Annotated in this window: 20 protein-coding genes; 8 read left to right on the forward strand and 12 right to left on the reverse strand. The window is 58.4% G+C overall.

Annotation, left to right across the window (positions count from 1 at the left end):
- Nucleotides 1-222: 222 nt before the first annotated feature.
- The 3 genes from KI787_09140 to KI787_09150 form a co-directional block, all read right to left on the reverse strand.
- Nucleotides 223-603 carry a type II toxin-antitoxin system VapC family toxin gene (locus KI787_09140; GenBank protein MBV6630116.1) on the reverse strand — a complete coding sequence of 127 codons (381 nt, stop codon included), beginning with the start codon at nt 601-603 and terminating at the stop codon, nt 223-225.
- Nucleotides 600-857: a type II toxin-antitoxin system prevent-host-death family antitoxin gene (locus tag KI787_09145; protein ID MBV6630117.1), complete on the reverse strand. Its 258-nt coding sequence runs from the start codon at nt 855-857 to the stop codon at nt 600-602. Before KI787_09145 ends, KI787_09140 begins: the two co-directional genes overlap by 4 nt.
- Before the next feature lie 266 nt (nt 858-1,123).
- On the reverse strand, nt 1,124-1,507 hold the full coding sequence (locus KI787_09150) for a MerR family transcriptional regulator (protein ID MBV6630118.1): 384 nt from the start codon (nt 1,505-1,507) through the stop codon (nt 1,124-1,126).
- Between the two features lie 50 nt (nt 1,508-1,557).
- On the opposite strand from KI787_09150, the gene KI787_09155 reads away from it, so the two are divergent.
- The 3 genes from KI787_09155 to KI787_09165 all read left to right on the forward strand — a co-directional run bounded on the left by KI787_09155 (nt 1,558) and on the right by KI787_09165 (nt 4,634).
- Nucleotides 1,558-2,328, forward strand: a complete 771-nt coding sequence (locus tag KI787_09155; GenBank protein MBV6630119.1) for a glutaredoxin — start codon at nt 1,558-1,560, stop codon at nt 2,326-2,328.
- A gap of 90 nt (nt 2,329-2,418) precedes the next feature.
- The gene (locus KI787_09160) at nt 2,419-3,981 is read left to right on the forward strand and encodes a hypothetical protein (protein MBV6630120.1); all 1,563 of its coding nucleotides are present in this window, start codon (nt 2,419-2,421) and stop codon (nt 3,979-3,981) included.
- Complete coding sequence (locus tag KI787_09165; protein ID MBV6630121.1) at nt 3,978-4,634, forward strand: DUF305 domain-containing protein; 657 nt, start codon at nt 3,978-3,980, stop codon at nt 4,632-4,634. The genes KI787_09160 and KI787_09165 overlap by 4 nt, the downstream gene beginning before the upstream one ends.
- A gap of 54 nt (nt 4,635-4,688) precedes the next feature.
- Here KI787_09165 and KI787_09170 read toward each other — a convergent pair whose 3' ends face one another.
- Nucleotides 4,689-5,039, reverse strand: a complete 351-nt coding sequence (locus KI787_09170; GenBank protein MBV6630122.1) for an arsenate reductase — start codon at nt 5,037-5,039, stop codon at nt 4,689-4,691.
- A gap of 88 nt (nt 5,040-5,127) precedes the next feature.
- Nucleotides 5,128-6,159, reverse strand: a complete 1,032-nt coding sequence (locus KI787_09175) for an AraC family transcriptional regulator ligand-binding domain-containing protein (GenBank protein MBV6630123.1) — start codon at nt 6,157-6,159, stop codon at nt 5,128-5,130.
- A gap of 119 nt (nt 6,160-6,278) precedes the next feature.
- On the opposite strand from KI787_09175, the gene KI787_09180 reads away from it, so the two are divergent.
- Nucleotides 6,279-7,166 (forward strand): metal-dependent hydrolase, encoded by an 888-nt coding sequence (locus tag KI787_09180; protein MBV6630124.1) that lies wholly within the window; start codon nt 6,279-6,281, stop codon nt 7,164-7,166.
- A gap of 17 nt (nt 7,167-7,183) precedes the next feature.
- On the opposite strand, the gene KI787_09185 is transcribed toward KI787_09180, so the two are convergent.
- The 3 genes from KI787_09185 to KI787_09195 form a co-directional block, all read right to left on the reverse strand.
- Nucleotides 7,184-8,326, reverse strand: coding sequence for a GGDEF domain-containing protein (locus KI787_09185; GenBank protein ID MBV6630125.1), 1,143 nt, complete (start codon nt 8,324-8,326; stop codon nt 7,184-7,186).
- 29 nt (nt 8,327-8,355) lie between these two features.
- On the reverse strand, nt 8,356-8,781 hold the full coding sequence (locus KI787_09190) for a pilin (protein ID MBV6630126.1): 426 nt from the start codon (nt 8,779-8,781) through the stop codon (nt 8,356-8,358).
- A gap of 113 nt (nt 8,782-8,894) precedes the next feature.
- Entirely contained in the window at nt 8,895-9,908 is a 1,014-nt protein-coding gene (locus KI787_09195; protein ID MBV6630127.1) for an alpha/beta hydrolase, read from the reverse strand.
- A gap of 75 nt (nt 9,909-9,983) precedes the next feature.
- Between KI787_09195 and KI787_09200 the strand changes: the two genes are divergently transcribed.
- Together KI787_09200 and KI787_09205 are read left to right on the forward strand one after the other, a co-directional pair.
- On the forward strand, nt 9,984-11,498 hold the full coding sequence (locus KI787_09200; protein ID MBV6630128.1) for an NAD(P)/FAD-dependent oxidoreductase: 1,515 nt from the start codon (nt 9,984-9,986) through the stop codon (nt 11,496-11,498).
- A 14-nt stretch (nt 11,499-11,512) separates the two neighbouring features.
- Nucleotides 11,513-12,352: an SDR family NAD(P)-dependent oxidoreductase gene (locus tag KI787_09205; GenBank protein ID MBV6630129.1), complete on the forward strand. Its 840-nt coding sequence runs from the start codon at nt 11,513-11,515 to the stop codon at nt 12,350-12,352.
- Between the two features lie 70 nt (nt 12,353-12,422).
- Here the strand turns inward: KI787_09205 and KI787_09210 are convergent, their stop codons facing one another.
- The 4 genes from KI787_09210 to hldE form a co-directional block, all read right to left on the reverse strand.
- Nucleotides 12,423-13,943, reverse strand: a complete 1,521-nt coding sequence (locus KI787_09210) for an exo-alpha-sialidase (protein MBV6630130.1) — start codon at nt 13,941-13,943, stop codon at nt 12,423-12,425.
- A 195-nt stretch (nt 13,944-14,138) separates the two neighbouring features.
- Entirely contained in the window at nt 14,139-15,158 is a 1,020-nt protein-coding gene (locus KI787_09215) for an AraC family transcriptional regulator ligand-binding domain-containing protein (GenBank protein MBV6630131.1), read from the reverse strand.
- A gap of 18 nt (nt 15,159-15,176) precedes the next feature.
- Nucleotides 15,177-15,749, reverse strand: a complete 573-nt coding sequence (locus tag KI787_09220; GenBank protein ID MBV6630132.1) for an SIS domain-containing protein — start codon at nt 15,747-15,749, stop codon at nt 15,177-15,179.
- A complete protein-coding gene (gene hldE, locus KI787_09225; GenBank protein MBV6630133.1) occupies nt 15,739-17,184 on the reverse strand; it encodes a bifunctional D-glycero-beta-D-manno-heptose-7-phosphate kinase/D-glycero-beta-D-manno-heptose 1-phosphate adenylyltransferase HldE in 1,446 nt (481 codons plus the stop codon). The genes KI787_09220 and hldE overlap by 11 nt, the downstream gene beginning before the upstream one ends.
- 56 nt (nt 17,185-17,240) lie before the next feature.
- On the opposite strand from hldE, the gene KI787_09230 reads away from it, so the two are divergent.
- Nucleotides 17,241-17,900 carry an HAD-IIIA family hydrolase gene (locus KI787_09230; protein MBV6630134.1) on the forward strand — a complete coding sequence of 220 codons (660 nt, stop codon included), beginning with the start codon at nt 17,241-17,243 and terminating at the stop codon, nt 17,898-17,900.
- 11 nt (nt 17,901-17,911) lie between these two features.
- A complete protein-coding gene (locus KI787_09235; GenBank protein ID MBV6630135.1) occupies nt 17,912-18,778 on the forward strand; it encodes a serine protein kinase RIO in 867 nt (288 codons plus the stop codon).
- Nucleotides 18,779-18,790 lie beyond the last annotated feature (12 nt).

Consider the following 18,790-nt stretch of genomic DNA (forward strand, 5'->3'; position numbering starts at 1 on the left):
CGCAAAGACCAGCGCCTGAACAGCACCGTTCACAGTCATACTGTGCTCTGTGATGTGATCGCTACAGAATGTGTCCCCACCATGCGGCGAAGGGTGAGTGGCCAAGAGGCTGTGTGCGGCGGTACCCTGGTCATCATCTGGCGAATACCGATCCGCTTCGGCCAGCATGGCTCACCGACAGTAAGGGCTTCCGAGATTCAGCATGTCGATGCCTGAACGGGTCTATGCCGCTTCAATATCCGTCTGCGAAAAGTCGTTTCCCACAAACAACAGCGGAGCACGTCGAGACCGCGCCAAGGCATACGCAAAGCAGTCACCAAAGTTGAGCTTTGCCGGGTGTACTCCTTTGCCCCACTGCGCATAAGCATCGGCCACCGCAAGGGAGCTTCTTTGGGTTTCGGGCTGAATATGAACCGGCAAGCCCGCAACCAACTCCTCCAGCTCCGGCCGCAGGCCTCGGCTCGCACTCACGATCAATGCCTCGGCCAGGGTTCCGGCTGAGATCAACAGCTCTTCAGCCTGCTCCAATGCGGCTGCGCAGCGATCTGCCTCCTCCTCGTTGAGGAGAATGGCCATCAAGGCGGAAGTATCCACCACGATCATTCCGGCATGCCAGAGTCGCCGTAGAGAAAGTCCTGGCTCTGTGCCGCAGCGGGACCGGGCCTGGCATGTTTGGCCGCGGATGCTCTGATGCGGGCCAGCAGCGCATGCCGCTGCTTCTGGCTGACAGTGGCCACTGCTGGCAGTAGCTGCACAGTCGCGCGGCCATGCTTGGTGAGCACCACCTCTTCGCCAGATTCAGCGCGTCGGACCAGCTCGGGAAGTTTGGCTTTGGCCTCTGTCACAGAGATCCGCATGACTCGTCATCCATTGAGTTTGTCCATACACAATATACCCCCGGATGGTGCCAAACAATGGACCATTTCTCTCCAGCGCCTATACACAGTATTCGCCCACATGGAGCAAAAGCGGACAGACACGGATCCCAGCACCGTTCCAGAGGAAGACCCCTGGGGCAGGGGCAGAAATTCCTGAGCCGAAGATCGGCTCGCCAAAGGGTATAGCCCGACGTATCTAGACCTTCTCGGAAGTGTGCGTCTTGCGCGGCGATAAAATCAGGGCCTCACTCCGGCGCAAAGGCTTCCAGAATGGGACAAGGCCCGGAGCGACCCTGGGCACACTCCTGCACCAGTCGCTGCAAGCTACGCTGGGCCTGTTGCAGGCTGCGAATTTGATCTTGCAGGGCCTGCAGGCGCTCCTGGGCCAGTTCACGGACGCGGCTGCGGTCTTCGCAGGCATCCAGCGCCAGGAGTTCGGCAATGTCTTGCAGGCTAAAGCCTGCCGTTTGGGCCTGGCGGATAAAACGCAGCCGGCGCAAATCGGCCGGTCCGTAACGGCGGCCACCGGGCTGTTCCGCGGGCACCTCCAGCAATCCCTTGCGCTGGTAGAAGCGCACGGTCTCTACGCCCACGCCCGCCGCCTGGGCAAAAGGCTTGATGGTCCACATGGGCTTGACTCCGTACCACGGTACAGCCCTTAGCCTAAGGGCATACCTGCATGACTAGCCAGGAGGCTACCTTGAGTACCACGCACACCGCCGTGCTGTATCGGATGAAGATGGACAAGCATCTATGCCCCTATGGCCTCAAAACACGTCACTTGCTGCGTAGCCAGGGCTATGCGATTGAAGACCACCCCCTGCGCTCGCGCGAGGAAGTCGACGCCTTCAAAGCCAAGCATGGCGTCACAACCACGCCCCAGGTATTCATTGATGGCCAGCGCATCGGCGGTTACGAAGATCTGCGCCGGCATCTGAATCTGCCCTTGCGCGACCCTAATCAGCCCAGTTACCGTCCCGTCCTGGCCCTGTTCAGTCTTACCCTGCTGATGGCCCTGGCTAGCAGCCAGGCCGCTTTCGGCAGCCCCTTCACCATACAGGCCGCCGAGTGGTTCATTGCCTACAGCATGGTGGTACTGGCCCTGCTCAAGCTGCAAAACGTGGACAGCTTCGCCACCATGTTTTTGAACTACGACCTACTGGCGCAGCGCTGGGTGCCCTACGCCACCCTCTACCCTTTTGCCGAAGGTCTGGCTGGCGTGCTGATGGTCGGCGGCATTCTGCATGGGCTGTCGGTACCGCTGGCCTTGTTCATCGGCAGCATCGGCGCTGTCTCGGTCTTCAAGGCCGTTTACATCGATCGCCGCGAACTCAAATGTGCCTGTGTCGGCGGCGCCAATGCGGTGCCCCTGGGCTTTGTCTCGCTCACCGAAAACCTGATGATGATGGCTATGGCGCTGTGGATGGGCTGGTCCGCCTGGGCGGGCTGAGGGTCGGCGAAAAGAGCCTGAGCGCTCCTCAACAGCCTGCGAGCTGCTAGTCTGCAAGGCGAATGGCGGTACCCGCCTGAGGAGACAAGGATGACACCAACACCGTGGGCCGGAGTGGCCCGGAGCGGCTATGCCGTGATGGCAGCCTGCTTGATGCTGAGTGCCTGCCAAGGTGGCCGGGCCCCCGATGACCTGAGCCTGGAGGCGCGTAGCAGCGCCGTACTGCCGGCAGACTGCGGTCCGGGCAGTGAACCGGAAACGGGCTTGCAAGGGCAGGTACCCCGCGTTGATCGGGATAGCGGGCGGAACCAGCAGGCCTACTCCTGCAACCTGGCGCTGGTCGGTCAATATCAAGGCCAGGGTAGCTCGGTGGTCAGTGCCTCCAGTGGAGACTGCGCCTTTCTCTCCAGTGGTCCCGCTGCCGCCCTGCTCAGCCCCACGCCCGGCATGCAGGTCGTCGATGTCAGCGACCCCACCCAGCCAGAATTTGTCGGTTCTTATGCCAGCCCCGGGATGCTGCTGGGCACCTGGGAATCGTTGAAGGTGAATGAACCACGCGGCCTCGTCGGCGGCGTCGCCGTCGGCGTACTCAGTGCCCCTGCCTTCTTTGATGTGTATGACATCAACGAGGATTGCACCCAGCCCCTGCATCGCAATGGCCTGCTGGGAACATCCCTGGAGCTCCCCGCCAATGTGCTCGGCCATGAAGGCAACTGGTCACCGGACGGCCGTACCTATTGGTCCACCGGAACCATTGCCGGCAGCATCACGGCCATTGACGTGGAGAATCCCGACCAGCCCCGTTTGCTCTACACCGGACTCCGCGGTTTTCCGGCCAATCATGGGGTGGAATTCAATGCCGATGGTAGTCGCATGTATCTGGCCACCTGCCTGCCGGGCGGCGTCACCATCCTGGATGTCAGCGCTATTCAAAATCGTGATCCCGTTCCACGAGTTCAGCGCGTGAGCGAACTCACCTGGAACCCGCGTAGCTGCGGCCAGCATGCCCTGCCCGTGTTCTTCGACGGCGTGCCGCATTTAATCGTGGCCGATGAATTCGCCAGTGAAGGGGTGCGCATCATCGATATTGCGGACGAGCGCAATCCCGTCGTGGTGCAGCACCTGCAATTGGAGATTCAGCGCCCGGAGCATGCGGCGCTGCGCGTCGATGACACCGCCAGCAATGGCGCCTTCAGCTACGAGGCACACTACTGCAACGTGGACCGTAGCGACAACCCCACCGCGCTGGCCTGTGGCTACTTCAACTCCGGCATTCGGGTCTTCGATATTCGCGACCCACGCAGCCCCCGCGAAATCGCCTATTTCAACCCACCCGCTCAGCCCGACCGCGCGGCCCAGCTGTACGGCTCTTTGCATGCCTATGGCGGCGGCGTGCTGCCCATGGTGTCGGACCAGAATGCCAGCAACACGGACCCAGCCAATCTCGGTCCCTATCTGTTCCGCTACATCACGGCGATTCCTGAGCTGCTAGCGCTGGGCCCCAACGCCATTCATGGCGAAATGAGTGCCGATTGGTGCAGTTCACCGCCACGCTTCGTTGGTGAGCAGCTCTGGGTAAGCTGCATGGACAACGGCTTTTTGGTGCTGGAATTCCGTAACGGCGTGTACCCGCTGGAGAATGGGGCTCCGTGAAAAGCCCTTTGGCTCTGGTGTTGGCGCTGCTCACTGGCTGGGGAATGGCCGCAGCCCTCAACGCGCGACCACACTCCGTCCCCCTGCCTGACCAGCACGACTCTGGCCACCCTATTGATGTGGGCTTTGCCCAACAGATGAGCCGCCACCATGATCAGGCCCTGATGCTCAGCCGCATCTTCCTCCAAGGGCACGGCAGCCCTCTGAGTGCCCTGGCCACGCGCATCGTCGAAGACCAACTCTTTGAACTGGGCCAGATGCGTGGCTGGCTAGAGCTCTGGCAAGCACCGCTGCTTCCTGACAGCGACAGCATGGACTGGATGCGGCTGGGCCAGGAGCCTCCAGGCCCAGACCTCCAAGCCTACCTGCTGGACTGCGCCCGCTCGGCTGGCGGCATGCCCGGACTGGCCAGTCGTGAGCAAATCGCCGCACTGCAATCGAGCGCGGGTACGGCACGAGATCAACTGTTTCTGGACCTGATGCAAGCCCACCACCAAGGCGGGCTACCGATGCTGAAATTTGCCAGCCGTGAGGCCAAACATCCTGCTGTGCGCCAGCTGGCCGAGCGTATGCTGCTCCAGCAAGGGCAGGAGATCCTGCAAATGCAGCAATACCGAACGCAGGTGAAACACACCCTTAGGCATCCAGGGTGACCGAAGCCCACGCCCCACAAGCAAGCTCAGCCGTCACATTCACTTACCCGCCAGCTACTCCTGCAGCCAAGCTAGAACCTCCTCTGCCTCTTTGGGCGCAAAGCCCAAACGCACCTGCCCGTCTTTGTCGATCACGGGGCGCTTGATCAGGCTGCTGTGCTCACAAAGCAAGGCAGCCGCATCAGAGTCTGCACGGGCCTGCTGCTGTGCATCCAACTTCCGCCAAGTGGTACCACGACGGTTAATCACAGCCTGGCCACATTGCTCTAGCCACTGCTGCACCTGTGCGGCCTCCACGCCATCCACGCGGAAGTCATGAAAGCGATATGCCAGCCCGGCCTCGTCCAGGGCCTTGCGGGCGCGTTTGACGGAGTCGCAGTTCTTAATGCCGTAGAGGGTAATCATGCGGGTCTCTATGCGGGGGATGAAGCAGGCAGGGATAGTAGTCCATGTGGAGTCGCCACAGGCATCAACCTGCTAGGTGCAGGCTGAGCTAAGTCTGACCCTTGTGCTCCTGGCGCGCTTTGCGGAAAGCACTGGGTGTTTGTCCCTGCCGCTGACCGAAAGCCTGCGTAAAGCTGCGCCTGTCACTAAACCCCAGTTCCTCGCTAATTTTTTCTAAATCCCATGCGCTATTGCTCAACCAATCACAGGCCAGTTGATGACGCAGCTCCGCCAGCAGCTCGGAATAGCGACAGTTTTCGGCACGCAAACGCCTTTGCAGTGTCCGGGGGTGCATATGCAACGAGGCGGCAACGGCATCTATGCCCTGAGCAAGCAAATGTCGCTGCTGCCGAAGCAACGATTCAATTTGGGGTCGCAGTGGCTGGGCTGGGTCTACCTGGCCCAAAATTTGGCGAATATGCTCCTCCGCCCGAGCATGAGCTTGGGGCAAACGGCCCGGCAGGCGCAGATCGAGTACATCCGCAGGTAGGTGCAAGGCATTGGCTACTTGCCCAAACTCTGGCACCACCCCAAAGAACTCACGGTAAGCATCCACTGTTGCCCGTGGTGCATGCGCAAAAACTACTCGTGGCTGGATCTGCAGTTCACCCGCAATGGTGCAGCAGCAACGCCACATCACAGCCATAATCATTTCCACGAATACAGGCAGATCGTTATTGCGGCCACCTGGATCCAGGACCTGCACCTGCATCTGCGCGCGCTGGCCAGGGGGCTCTGCAGGAACAAAGCCAATGCTGGGATGAATCAAACTGGGTACCCAGTCCAAAAGCCGCAAGGCCTCACGCAAAGAATCCGCGCTGGTGAGGAAGGTGTTCAATGCAGGCTCTCCATCAAAATGAAAAGCGTCGGCGACGGCAAAGGGAAAATGCTGGCGGCGCGCGCTACTCTCTAAATGCAGTAGCAACTGCGCAACATCTTGCAAAGACAAGTCACGAAACGACTGCTCGCCGCTGGGCTGGCCCGCAGAGAAGCTGTCTAAGGCCATGCCCAGGTCGCTACCACTGCGCGAGCAGGCTGCCATTAACACACTCAGCGCTGGCAGTTCCAAAGCCAGGGTCATGACCGTCTCCTCATGTCGTGATTTCTTCCCTGAATTGTCGCAGCTACACCTAGCTCTGTGGTGTACACCGACGTAGCATGCTTTAAAACATCCACCGTACTGGATTGGAGACAACGCCAATGGCCGCACCCACCCCGCAGCGCAAACAATACAAAGAACCGATTGTGGTTCGCGAAGATCTAGACTTTGGCCTGGATGGTGACGACATTCCTCGCCATTGGCTCGCTGGCAATGCCTACAAAACCCGCATGTTCGATGCGGTGCAGGCCACCTTCCCTGATGGTGAGCGCTACTTCATTAAAGCGGTGCGTGCCTTCCGTGACCAAATCAAAGACCCCAAACTATTAGAAGAGGTCCGCGACTTCATGCGCCAGGAAGGTCAGCATGGCATGGTCCACACCCAGTACAACCAGCGCCTACAGCGTCAGGGCATTGACGTAGAGGCCTTCACCAAACACACCCGCGCGGTGGAGCAAATGCGTATGCGCCGCTACTCCGCCGAATACAACTTGGCGCTGACCGCTTCCTTGGAACATTTCACCGCCATGATGGCGGACCTGTTCTTTGCCGAAAAATCCATGCTAGCCGGAGCCGATGAGCGGGTGCGTGCCATGTTCGCCTGGCATGCCATTGAAGAAATGGAGCACAAGGCGGTGGCTTTTGATGTGATGAAGAGCGTGGCCAAGGTGGGTTATTTCAAACGCTGTTTGGCCATGACGCATGCGACCTTTAGCTTCAGCCTATACACGCTGATCGCACCCTGGTTCATGCTGCGCATGGACGGCTACAACCCACGTGAATGTATGGTGCTTTACGCCAAACACATGCCTTGGCTCTTCGGCAGAGTGCTGGGCCGCTTACTGCCGATGATTGCTCGCTATTACCGCCCTGGCTTCCACCCCACCGACATTCCCACCGTGCACAACTACATGGACTGGGTACGCAGCTACCAAGCTAGCGACAACCCTCTGCGCGCAGGCGAGGCCATGTACGAGGCAGCCGCCTAAGCAACACTCGCTAAGATTTAACGAATGACGAGCTGATGCCCGGAACCACTGTTGCGAGCGCTACGCAGGGCGTCTTTGGCCTTTAGCAAAAACGCCTCAGGCGCTTGCGTAGTGCTCGGATCAGCCACGGCAGCGCCAACTGCGACTTGCACCGCAACAGTGCTGTCACTGGGAGCGCGAATCACATCAGCCCCTTGAAATATGCGCCGAGCAATGACCTCGGCGGCTTTGCTATCCGCCGTCGGTAGCAGCAAGGCAAAGGTGCTGTGATCGTAGCGGGCACAGGTGTCCCCCTGCTCCCGCGTCACACCCCGCAAAGTTGCCGCAAAGCGAAGTAGTACCTCGTTAAAGCCGGCATAGTCAGCATGCGGTAGCAGTTGGGGCAAGTTGTTGAACTCCACCAACATTAAAGTGGCGCTGGACTGCGTACGACTCAGGCGTAAGAGCTCCCCGGCGATGCGCCCTTCGAGCACTGGGCGCGTGAACAGTCGGGTAAAGGGCTCGTAGCTGGCTCCGTGATGCAGCCCAATGCCTGCCTTTTGCATCCGTCGACTGGCGACGATACCCACGATGACAGCCGCCAACACAGCGGCACAGGTCACGGTGACTGATGGCGTAGCAAACTCATCGCTAAACGCTGCGGCTAATGCGCCTTGGTCGGCAAAGACACCGGCTTGACGGCCCGCAGTGAGCCCGACCAAAGCCGCTGCCAAGCCTGCATTAGCGATAGTTGCCTCGCGCCAAGGCAAGCTGAGATAAATGACCATAATCACTAGTGGGAGGAATAATGCAATGGGCCCCGCCCAACCCCCAGTGGCATGGAAAAACGCCACCAAATGTACGCCGTCGAGGACCAGCAGTGATAACAACAACCATCGCAATCGCCCTAAGGCGGTGCGGGGCACACGTTCCAACCAGTCGCTGCGACGCAGTAGTGCCGTCAACACCACGGTAATCACGCCAAACTCCACCACAATGGTGTTGTACAGCAGGCCGAAGTGACCCCAATGTGGCCAATTAATTGCGTTTTGCGTACGCAGGATCATCTCCAGCACCACAGCGAAAACCAAAGCACTCCAATGGAGCACACAAAGCCCATTCAGCAATGTGCGGTAATCCTCTGGCTGCATCGCAGGCGCCGGCGGAGCATTAGCATTCATGACTGCGGAATCCTGAGCAATCTGAGAGTTCAATTTCGGCACTCCGGTGGCACCAAACGATGGGGGATTAAGGTGCTACAGGTCCAATTCACAGCGCCTGCGGCATCCATCGACGGCGTGAATAAAAGCACTCCATTGGCCAGTGAGGCATCGTCGAACTGTATCGAGATGACTCCTCTCTCGCCCACGCTCACGCTGGACACATACTCACCGGTATAACTATTCGGCGGCTCCAGTCCAGCCTCTGCGTTGCTCTCCGGGAAGCGACCCTGAGCCTGCTGGAACACAGCAATAGCCATGCGCGCGGGTGCCACCAAGGTAATGCCATGAGCCACCTTGGCACGGGTCTGGTAGCTGAAATAGGCCGGCAGTCCAAGTACCAGTAGCACGCCGAGGATAGCCAACACCATCAACAACTCGATGAGCGTAAATCCACGATGTGTCGATGTGTTCATCTCAAGATCCAACTCCCTCACATACCCACCCCGGAGTTAGCCCGAGATACTTCTGATAGCGCCTTTGCACATTACATTCCTCGCAGGCCTGGACCAAAGGCAAAGCACGCCGATCATGCAACCGATGGAGCGGCGCCGGAATGATCCAGACTACTGAGAAACCCCAGCACGGCCTGCGCGACGGAGTTTGGGTCCTCCACCTGTGGGTAATGCCCGACTTCGGGAAGCTGTGTCAGATAATCCAGCCGACAACTCAGCTCCTTGTATCGCGCCACCATATGCGCGCCTGAGACCGGGTCGGTAGAGCCATTGATGAGGCCCAATGGAAGGGCCGAGCGCTGTAAAGCCTGCACCCAGCGCTCCCGATGCTGCTTGCGGTCACGCATGTAGGTAATCAGGTTATGAAAAAGGTGTTTTCCATTGTTGTGCTGAATCAGCGCCCAGAAATTATCCAGCTCCGATGCGCTAGGTGGAGTGTTCGCACCAAAAACGCGGGTCATTGCACGGTCGAATTGCCGGCGGCCGGCCAGTGCATTGATGAAGGGGCCCAGCGGACTCAATAACAAGCGCTGCGTGACTAAGGCGCGATGGGTTTCCGGAAATAAGCCACCGTTGAGAAAAGTCATCGACAAACACTGCCAAGCTGAGCTTTCGTTCTGCCGGGCCAATAGCTCCTGTGCCACGGTATCTCCGTAGTCGTGAGCCACGACATGGCATTGCTGAACGCCAGCACTTGACAAAAAGGCCTCAGCCAAATCTGCCTGCTCATGAATGCTGTATCGATGCGGGTTGGGTTTGGCAGAAAAACCAAAACCCAACATATCCCAGGTCAGGAGACGGTAATGCTGATGCAGCGGCGCCCACACCTTATGCCAGTCCCAGCTGGCGGTCGGGAAACCATGGATGAGCAGCATTGCCGGGCGATCACGCTCTCCAGAGTCTACGCAAAACATCGCATGTGCCCCAAGCTGGCGCATCTGCCCCATGGCATGCCATTGCTTCAATTGCGGTGTGATAACAGTCTCCTCCAACAGTCCGCGCCCCGCCCCTTCTGCAGGGGTTGAGGCCACGATTTCCTGGTCTGGCCACGGTTGGCGTACAGGGTCAAAAGCGGCATCAGCGGCCAAGACCCACCCAACTCCTCAGCGCATCATAGGCACCAGATTGCCACATCCGGCGTACCGCGTAATGAGGAGAAGCTCATGAATACCTACCAAACATTAATTATCGGCAGTGGCTTTGGCGGACAGTGCGCTGCAATGAAGCTACAGAAAATGGGCCTCAGCGATTTCCGAATTTTGGAGCGCCGCGATTTCATGGGTGGGACCTGGTGCCAAAATACCTACCCCGGCGCAGCGGTCGATGTGCAGTCGCCGTTGTACTCCATTGCTGCGGAGCCCTATGCCTGGACGCAAATGTTCGCCGAACAAGCCGAGCTTGAGGAGTACACCAACCATGTGATCGACAAACATGGGCTGCGTGATAAGACCCTGCTTAATACAAACGTCGAAGGCATGCGCTGGGACGAGTCTGCTCAGCAATGGCAGGTGAGCACTAACCGTGGTGTGTTCCGCGCGCGCTTCATCATTAATGCCACAGGCCCCTTGAGCACGCCGGTCATCCCCAACTTTCCCGGGCGCGATAGCTTTGCTGGGCATAGTTTCCATACCAATAACTGGGACTGGGATTACGACTACAAAGGCAAACGCGTCGCCATCATTGGCAGCGGCGCCAGCGCCGCCCAGGTCATTCCGGCCATGGTGGGCGATGTGGCCCAAATGCATGTATTTCAGCGCACCCCGCACTGGGTACTGCCACGCCCAGATCGCAAGTTTTCTGGGTTTGAGCAAAGCCTGTTGAAGCTAAAGCCGCTGCACAAGCTGCTACGCACCGCGATTTACTGGGGCTTGGAAACACGCGTTGTGGGCTTCAAGTACTCCCAAGCTATGCTGAATATCGTGGCCCAGAAAAAAGCCGAAAAATTCATCCAGAACAGTATTTCGGACCCCGCTCTGCGCGCCGCCGTCAGCCCTGATTACACCATTGGCTGTAAACGCATCATTCTTTCCAGCACCTTGTACCCAGCTTTGGATCAAAAGCATGTCTCGGTGCATACCAAGGACGACGGCATTGCAGAAATAAATGCCAATGGCATTGTGACGACCCAGGGCGAGCAAGTTGATGTCGACCTGATTGTGTACGCGACGGGATACGATGCCACTGATGGCGTGATCTCCTATCCCGTAGAAGGCCGTGATGGCCAGAGCTTGGCCAAAAGCTGGGAGGAGTTCCCCCGCGCTTACCTAGGCACCAGCCTGCCCGGCTTCCCCAACCTTTTCATCATGACCGGGCCGAATACGGGCATCGGGCATACATCGGCGATATTTATCATTGAGTCTCAACTGGAGTACATCAGCCGTGCCCTGCAGAAAGTATTGCATGAGGATCACGGCAGCATTGAGGTGCGCCCTGAGGCGGAAGCCGCCTATACCAACATGATTCATAGCGAAATGGAGAGGACGGTCTGGAAAAGCGGTGGCTGCACCAGCTGGTACCAGAGCAAGAGCGGCCATGTCATCGCGATGTTCCCTGGCTTTTCCTTCACCTACCGTCGCTTGGCTAGCAACTTTAAAGCGGCACACCATCGCTTTTCAGCGTTATCCGATGCGCGAGGTGAAACAGTAACCCCAGCCGACTCTGCCGTCAGTGCAGCCTGAGCCGGAGGGTCAATATGCGCACAACACAACCATCGACCGTCGTCATCACAGGCGCAGGTTCTGGGATGGGCCGGGCTTATGCCTTGGCCTATGCCCAACACGGCGCCCGCTTAGCATTAAATGACTTTGATGCCGCCGGCTTAGAGCAAACCCAAGCTCTGCTAAAAGCCCAGGGCTGCGATCAGATGATCGCCGAAGTTTTCAGCGTCGCCGACCGCAGCGCTTTCTCCGGCTTTGCCCACCGCGTTATTCAGCGCTGGGGCGCTCCAGATGTGGTGCTCAACAATGCTGGCATCGAAGGCGCGGTGAAGCCGGTCTGGACCACCAGCGAGCAAGACTACCGCCGCATCATGGATGTTAACTTCTTCGGTGTTGTTAACGGCACACAGCTCTTCTTGCCCGCTATGCGCGAACGTCGACGCGGCACCATTGTGAATGTCTCCAGCATCTTCGGCTTGGTCGGAACCCCCAACAGCGCCGATTACTGCGCCAGCAAGTTCGCGGTCCGTGGTTTCACCGAAGCCTTGATGGTCGAGCTTCAAGACAGCCCGGTCAATGCCATGTTGGTGCACCCTGGTGGGATCGCAACGAATATCGTGAAAAACAGCACGGCCACAGACTTCGGGCAGAATTATCTCACCACGCCGCCGGAGAAAATTGTGGCGGTTGTGATGCGTGCTATCGACAAAGGCCAAGCCCGCGTCGTGTACGGGCACGGCGCACTGAAAACCTGGCTGGCGAGTTGGGCGCTGCCGCTGAAGCTACGCAATTGGGCAATCTGGAGAGAGTTGGCTGCGGTGACCGACCAAACCGACTATGCCTCCTCCCCACCGCCGCGCGGTCAATCGACTTGACCAACTCCCCGCACCCAGTCGTTGGCCAGGCCACGTCATATCGACGTAGCCTGGCCAGTCTGCGTATGCCCTAAGGCACCAAGCTCACGAATGGCTGCTGCTGGGCGAGCAGGCTGGGGCCACGTTCTAAAATTGCTGCAAAGCCACGGGCATCTCGGCTGCTCAATGCATCGCCCACCTCGGCACAGGGCCCAATGCAACCATCGGCGTAGGCAATGTAAACGCGGCCTTCTGCATCAATGTGCAGATCATTAAAGTCCAGCAAGTTGCGATTGCTACCGCCGATCTGGCGACAGTCACCGCTGGAAATACAAATGCTGCCACGTTGTACCGGGTCGTCAGTGATCTTATAGGTATAGAAAACCGGCTCGTCATCCAAGGCGTTCAAGCTGAAGGTGACGTAGAGGTGGTACTCAGCGTCATTCGGGGCCGTATGTGGGTTCCCACGCCAGGGGACATTGTCAATATCCGGCCCGCGTAAGAACTGGGCGTCTTCGCTTCCTAGGTAGGCAACCGCAATCCGTCCTGGGTCGCCCGCGTCGATATGCGGGAAGGTGCTCGACACTACCGTTTTGGGGCTCACGCGAATGCTGTCTTGATCCCAGCTCACTCCGCTGTCGGTGCTGCGGGACATGTACACGCCCATGTCCTCTCCTACCCAAACGTGATAGGCGTTGCTGGCAGAGTCCGTACCCACTTCACTGTTCTTACGGGGACTAGGCGTCAGAGTGTCCTCGCCCATTTGGGTTTCCACCCAGGTCAAACCGTTATCTTTGGAATAGGCCACCGTAGGAATTAATGTCCGCGGAGGAACATAGACGGTGCCGTCCGGCGCTGTGGTAATGGCGCCGTGCAGCCCACCAGAGGCGGCCACACCGGTGACTTCGGCGCCCAACGGAAAGGACGCTCCGCCATCAAGGCTGGTGTAGCAGAACACGCCAACGAGCTTGTTGAAGCAGAAGTATGTCGCCGTGTCGTGAATGGGAGCCATGTTCCCAAGCTGGCCATAGCCACTTTGAGTCCAGGGTCCGGTAGCCAGCTTGATATGGTCATTGACGGGAATCGGCCCATTATCAAAGGGATTACCCAGCCAGGTTTCGCCATCGTCATCGCTCCATGCAATCCAGGTTGTCACCAGAGAGACCATCTGCACGTTGTAAATGCGATCGGTGATGGGGTCGACCCACAAATAGGGGTCGCTAGTGGTCGGTTGACTGAACACATCTTCCACGCTCTCCCAACTTTGGCCCTGGTCGCAAGAGCGCATCACCTTTTCTAAGGCTGTGAAAAACATGCAGCCGCTCGAGGTCACGCCAATACTGGGCTCGGGCCCGGCTTCACCCACATCGCTGAGACGAAACTTCACATCTAAAGGCTGCGCAGCAACGACCTCGCCCTGGGCATTGGTCACCACAGCCGGGTGCGCCGCTTCTGACCCAGGAGCCATTGTCGTGTTGCCAGAATCTGATCGGGTGTCGGCGTTAACAGGCTGTCCCCCACCGGAGTTACAGGCAGATATCGTTGTCAGTGTGCAAAGCACCACGGCAACCTGTGCCCCAAGGCGAAGCCCGGGCATCTTCGTTCGCGTCATTATGAGTTCTCCAGCCCAGGTTCAAAGGGCGTAGTTTGCAATTTGCTATGAGCACTCTGCCGCTGGAACGCCCCATTCGTCAACAATAATCAAAGATTTTCGGAGCCTGAAGTTGATCATCATGCGCTGCCGCATCCGAATCTGAGCGGCGTTGACAGGACTTACACGTAGCTGCGACAGCAGCTCAGCGGCATGCTAGGAGAGCTCGCGGCGGTAAACTCCAGGTGCCTTGCCGAACCAGCGTTTAAAAGCGCGAGCAAAGCTGCTTTGCTCGGCGAAGCCCAGCATCATGGCCACATCCAATAAGGACATATCGGCATTCTTGATGTAGCTCTGAGCTTGCTGCTGGCGAACTTGATCCAACAGCTGGCTATAACTGGTTCGCCGAGAGTCGAGTCGACGTTGGAGCGTCCGCACCGCCACACCCAACTCCTGCGCTGCTTGTTCTAATGATGGCGTACCAAAAGCAAGGCGCTCAACCAAAAAAGCGCGTAGCTTGGCCAGTTGAGGGTCTTGCTCAATGACCTGGCCACGAAGGTCTTGAAGACGTTTTTGCGCCTGCAGTTCGAGCATGTGCTTGAGCTGTGGGTCAGCCGCTTGTAGAGCGAGGTGCGCATAATTCGCTGCAAAGTAGATACGTACAGCAGACGCATCAAAGCTGGGTCGCACACCGAAAAGGGCCACGAGCGGAGCGATATCGCTCGGCGCTGCATAGGGTAGCTCTACCTTGGTGGGCCGCAGCTCAGGCCCCAGTAATGAGGTCTTCAGCTGCCACCAACCTGCCAGAGAATATTCATACTCTTGGCGACTCAAAGCCGGGTGTCCTGCTGGAGGCTGAACGCGCAGGCAGATGCCCTCCGGCTCTGGCAGATAAGCGGTCTCCAGGCCATTACCGACTAGGCTTTGGTAGCGCGTTTGCAGCTCAAAAACCTCTTTTACCTCACGGCAATTCACCAATAACAACCCCAAAATACCCAGATGATGCCATTGCATGGACTCCCCCATATGCAGGCCAATGTAGGGTTCATTGAGTTGCTGCTCAGCCAACTGCAAAAATTGCCGGGCACGACTGTTTGGTATGCGTATGTCTGCCTGATGCAATTGCTCGGAGCTAATACCAAGCACTTCCAAATAGGGCTCTAGCGGTTGCTGATGCCGTCGCAGATAATCCAACCCAGGGCGGAAGTAACTCAAACTGGTCGCGAACTGACTCATCGCTCAGCACGCTGCAAGCTAAGGCATGATGGCAGCAGCATCAATCGCGCTACAGAGCATGTGCCCGATCAAACCATGCATCTCCTGAATGCGGGCCGTGACCTGTGAGGGAACACAGATACTCATCTCGGCCAACTGGCTGAGCTCATTGGGCCCGGCTCCAGTCAAGGCCAAAGTGTGCATGCCTTGACTTCGAGCTGCTTCAACCGCTTTCAGAACATTCGCAGACCGGCCGCTAGTGCTGTAGGCCCAGAGCAAATCCCCGGCACCACCCTGCGCGCGCACCTGCCGTTCAAAAATCGACACAAAGCCAAAATCATTTCCAACAGACGTGAGAATTGATCCGTCCGTGGTCAGCGCATAAGCAGGCAGGCCTGCACGCTCACATTCAAAGCGCCCCACGATTTCAGCGGCAATGTGCTGACAGTCGGCGGCCGACCCGCCGTTACCACAGAGCAATATACGATGGCCCGTTGCCAGCGTATCGACCAAGAGTTCAGCAGCCTGCGTGATGTCCGCCAAGCAACGAGTATGGGTGTCTTGCAATAGCGTTGCATGCGCCGCAAAGATGGCCTCGAAATCAGTGTTCATTGCGCGCCACCTTTTGAATGAGTCTAGTCGTGGAGTACCCCTCGGCCAGGGGCACGATGCAAACCCGGCCGCCCTGAGCTTGGACATGCGCAGCACCGACGACTTCTTCAGGCTTGTAATCGCCACCCTTGACCAAGACGTCCGGACTGACCGATTGAATCAGGCCGAGCGGAGTGTCCTCGTCAAAAACAACCAAGGCGTCTACATCGCGAATGCCTTGGAGCATTCTTAAACGCTCCGCCAAACTATTGACCGGCCGCTGCGGGCCTTTCAGCCTACGCACGCCCTCATCACTGTTCAGCGCCAGCAATAAGCAATCGCCTTCAGCTCGCGCTCGACGCAGGCATTCCAAGTGGCCCCAATGCAACAGATCGAAACAACCGTTGGTCATCACAATACGCCGACCTAAACGACGCTGGTTAGCGACCCATGCCGCTAAGGTAGTCTGATCCAAAACCGGCGGAAGACCGGAGCCCGCCTGGGTGAGCGCAGCCTGCAGCTCTACCCGCGTCAATGCCTTTGTGCCTGGGGTCGACACGGCTAAGCCACCAGCCACGTTGGCCAGTTCTGCCGCCTGCTCCAATGGCATTCCAGCAGCTAGCGCGGCTGCAATCACAGCCACAAAACTGTCTCCCGCCCCCGTCACATCAAAGACCTCCAAAGCCTGCGCGGGTAGGTGTAATGGAGGAGTATCTGCGGTGTACACACTGACCCCATCGGAACCACGCGTCACCACCAGAGCTTGTATCCCCGCCCAGGCTCGCAGAGCCTGCGCGTCTTCTTCCACTGAACCTCGACCCTGTCCCCAAAATGAGCGAGCGAGGTTGAATTCAGACCAATTCGGAGTGAGCAGCGTTGCTCCGGAGTACCGGCGCCAATCACAATGCTTAGGGTCCGCGACGACGGGAAGCCCTGCTTCGACGGCCGATTGGATATGAACTTGCACCTCGGCCAGAGTGCCTTTGGCGTAATCAGATAGCAGCAGTACATCAGCATCCCGGAGCTGCTTTCTTAGGGCGCTGGCCAAGCCTAGGTCTTGAGCGGCCTTCTCGTACGCGGCCGGCAAAGGCTCATAATCGAATCGCAGCAACTGTTGCCCGCGCGAGATAACGCGTGTTTTGCGAATCGTTGGCAATCCCGCCGCCATTAATAACTGGGCCGAAATGCCCACGCGGCCCACTTGCTCAAGCATAACCTGAGCCTGGGGGTCATCCCCAACCAAGCCCAATAGGCGCACCTCCAGGCCCAGTCCGGCTAGGTTGGCAGCCACATTCGCGGCGCCACCAAGTCGCTGGTCCTCCCCGCGGACCTGCACTACGGGCACGGGAGCTTCTGGGGACACCCTCGCAGTATCGCCGTAGACACTGTGATCCAGCATCACGTCTCCGCAAACCACAATCCGCAAAGCAGAAAAATCAGGACAGCTCAGTCTCACTGCCAACTCGGGGAGTGCTACCTTAAGCGACGCCCTCCTCCGACACCTCGTACAGGTTGAATTCCAAACGCAAGCGTACGCCATTTAGCCTCTGGTTGCGGCCAGGCTCACATAACCGGGGACGCGGCAAGCTTGCCGTGGTGGACCGCGATGGGTTTCTCATAGCCGATACGGGCTATCCCCATCAGCCCCATCAATTAGAGCTTTTGCCCAGCGGCATTGCCCTGTGTCGGCGTTGGCGTCGACAGGGCTACGCCTTGGTTATCGTGACCAATCAATCGGGTGTCGCCCGCGGTTTTTTTGGCGCGCGCGACTACGCGCACTTCACGCAGCTGATGTTGGAGGCCTTTGCCAAGCAAGGCATTTTTTTCAGGGCCGTGTTGGCTTGCCCGCATCACCCTCAGGGGACTGTGGCCAGCGGTCAACGGAAGTTCTGCCTGTGTCGCAAACCCCGCCCGGCCCTTGCCGCCAAAGCCATGCATGTGCTCCGCATCCCACCGCAGCGCTGTTTGGTCGCCGGTGATCGAATGCGTGACCTAAGCCCCGGCCAACGATTAGGTATTGCCAAGCGTTACTTGGTGCCCTCATCCACCCCATCAGCGCCTGACAGACCGTATCGCTTGCGCCCGCGTTCATTTGGCGTCGGCGCTGGGCGGAACAGCCGCGATCACGCACACTATGCCCATCGCAACAGTGCTCACCGCCTCCTTCAATAAGGACATCTTGAATGAAGATCCCCGCCAGCCTGCGTGACCTTATGGATGAGGGCGTCATTGATGAGGTCCTCAATCAACTCCAAAGCGGTAAAGAAGCCACGGTATACGTCATTCGCTCTGGCGGTGAACGCCGCTGCGCCAAGGTCTATAAAAGTGTCGAAAAGCGTAATTTCAAAAGCGCGTCGATGTACCAAGAGGGCCGTCGACTGCGTGGCAGTCGGGATAGCCGTGCTGCCGGCCGGCGTAGCCGGCATGGACGTAAGGTGCAGGAAATCGCATGGAAATCGGCGGAGGCTGATGCCTTATCAGCACTGGCTCAGGCGCAGGTACGCGTGCCCCGCAGCTATGGCTTATTCGATGGGGTGCTGATTATGGAGCTGATCTGTGATGCCGAGGGGTATCCAGCACCACGGCTGAGCGAGGTGGAGATCGAGCCTGACTTAGCCAAGCAATGGCATGACTTCATGCTGCGGCAAATTGTACGCATGCTGTGTGCTGGACTCGTACACGGTGACTTATCGGAATACAACATCTTGGTCGACGCCGAAGGCCCGGTCATCATCGACCTGCCGCAAGCCGTCCAGGTTGCCGGCAATAACAACGCTTTTGCCTTATTGGCCCGCGACGTCATCAACATGCGCTCGGCTTTCTCACGCGTTGTTCCCAGCCTGGCTCAGACCCGCTATGCCGAAGAGATCTGGCAGCTGTACACCCAAGGCGAGCTGCACCCGGACAGCCCGCTCACCGGGCATTTCCAGGAAGAGCAGCACAGCCCAGATATTCAAGCCGTGCTCGATGAGATTGAAGATGCCCAGCTGGAGCATGAAGCCCGCGAACGTGGTCGCCGTGAAGCCGAAGCGGATGAACTGGGGGATTAAGCGGCCGCAGAG

Source organism: Oceanococcus sp. HetDA_MAG_MS8 (assembly GCA_019192445.1).
In the GTDB taxonomy this organism is placed as follows: Bacteria; Pseudomonadota; Gammaproteobacteria; order Nevskiales; family Oceanococcaceae; genus MS8.

Excerpts from the sequence above, each read along its gene's own strand:
- KI787_09140 (MBV6630116.1), bottom strand. The coding sequence starts at position 603 with ATGATCGTGGTGGATACTTCCGCCTTGATGGCCATTCTCCTCAACGAG.
- KI787_09145 (MBV6630117.1), bottom strand. The coding sequence starts at position 857 with ATGCGGATCTCTGTGACAGAGGCCAAAGCCAAACTTCCCGAGCTGGTC.
- KI787_09150 (MBV6630118.1), bottom strand. The coding sequence starts at position 1,507 with ATGTGGACCATCAAGCCTTTTGCCCAGGCGGCGGGCGTGGGCGTAGAG.
- KI787_09155 (MBV6630119.1), top strand. The coding sequence starts at position 1,558 with ATGACTAGCCAGGAGGCTACCTTGAGTACCACGCACACCGCCGTGCTG.
- KI787_09160 (MBV6630120.1), top strand. The coding sequence starts at position 2,419 with ATGACACCAACACCGTGGGCCGGAGTGGCCCGGAGCGGCTATGCCGTG.
- KI787_09170 (MBV6630122.1), bottom strand. The coding sequence starts at position 5,039 with ATGATTACCCTCTACGGCATTAAGAACTGCGACTCCGTCAAACGCGCC.
- KI787_09175 (MBV6630123.1), bottom strand. The coding sequence starts at position 6,159 with ATGACCCTGGCTTTGGAACTGCCAGCGCTGAGTGTGTTAATGGCAGCC.
- KI787_09180 (MBV6630124.1), top strand. The coding sequence starts at position 6,279 with ATGGCCGCACCCACCCCGCAGCGCAAACAATACAAAGAACCGATTGTG.
- KI787_09185 (MBV6630125.1), bottom strand. The coding sequence starts at position 8,326 with ATGAATGCTAATGCTCCGCCGGCGCCTGCGATGCAGCCAGAGGATTAC.
- KI787_09190 (MBV6630126.1), bottom strand. The coding sequence starts at position 8,781 with ATGAACACATCGACACATCGTGGATTTACGCTCATCGAGTTGTTGATG.
- KI787_09200 (MBV6630128.1), top strand. The coding sequence starts at position 9,984 with ATGAATACCTACCAAACATTAATTATCGGCAGTGGCTTTGGCGGACAG.
- KI787_09205 (MBV6630129.1), top strand. The coding sequence starts at position 11,513 with ATGCGCACAACACAACCATCGACCGTCGTCATCACAGGCGCAGGTTCT.
- KI787_09210 (MBV6630130.1), bottom strand. The coding sequence starts at position 13,943 with ATGACGCGAACGAAGATGCCCGGGCTTCGCCTTGGGGCACAGGTTGCC.
- KI787_09215 (MBV6630131.1), bottom strand. The coding sequence starts at position 15,158 with ATGAGTCAGTTCGCGACCAGTTTGAGTTACTTCCGCCCTGGGTTGGAT.
- KI787_09220 (MBV6630132.1), bottom strand. The coding sequence starts at position 15,749 with ATGAACACTGATTTCGAGGCCATCTTTGCGGCGCATGCAACGCTATTG.
- KI787_09235 (MBV6630135.1), top strand. The coding sequence starts at position 17,912 with ATGAAGATCCCCGCCAGCCTGCGTGACCTTATGGATGAGGGCGTCATT.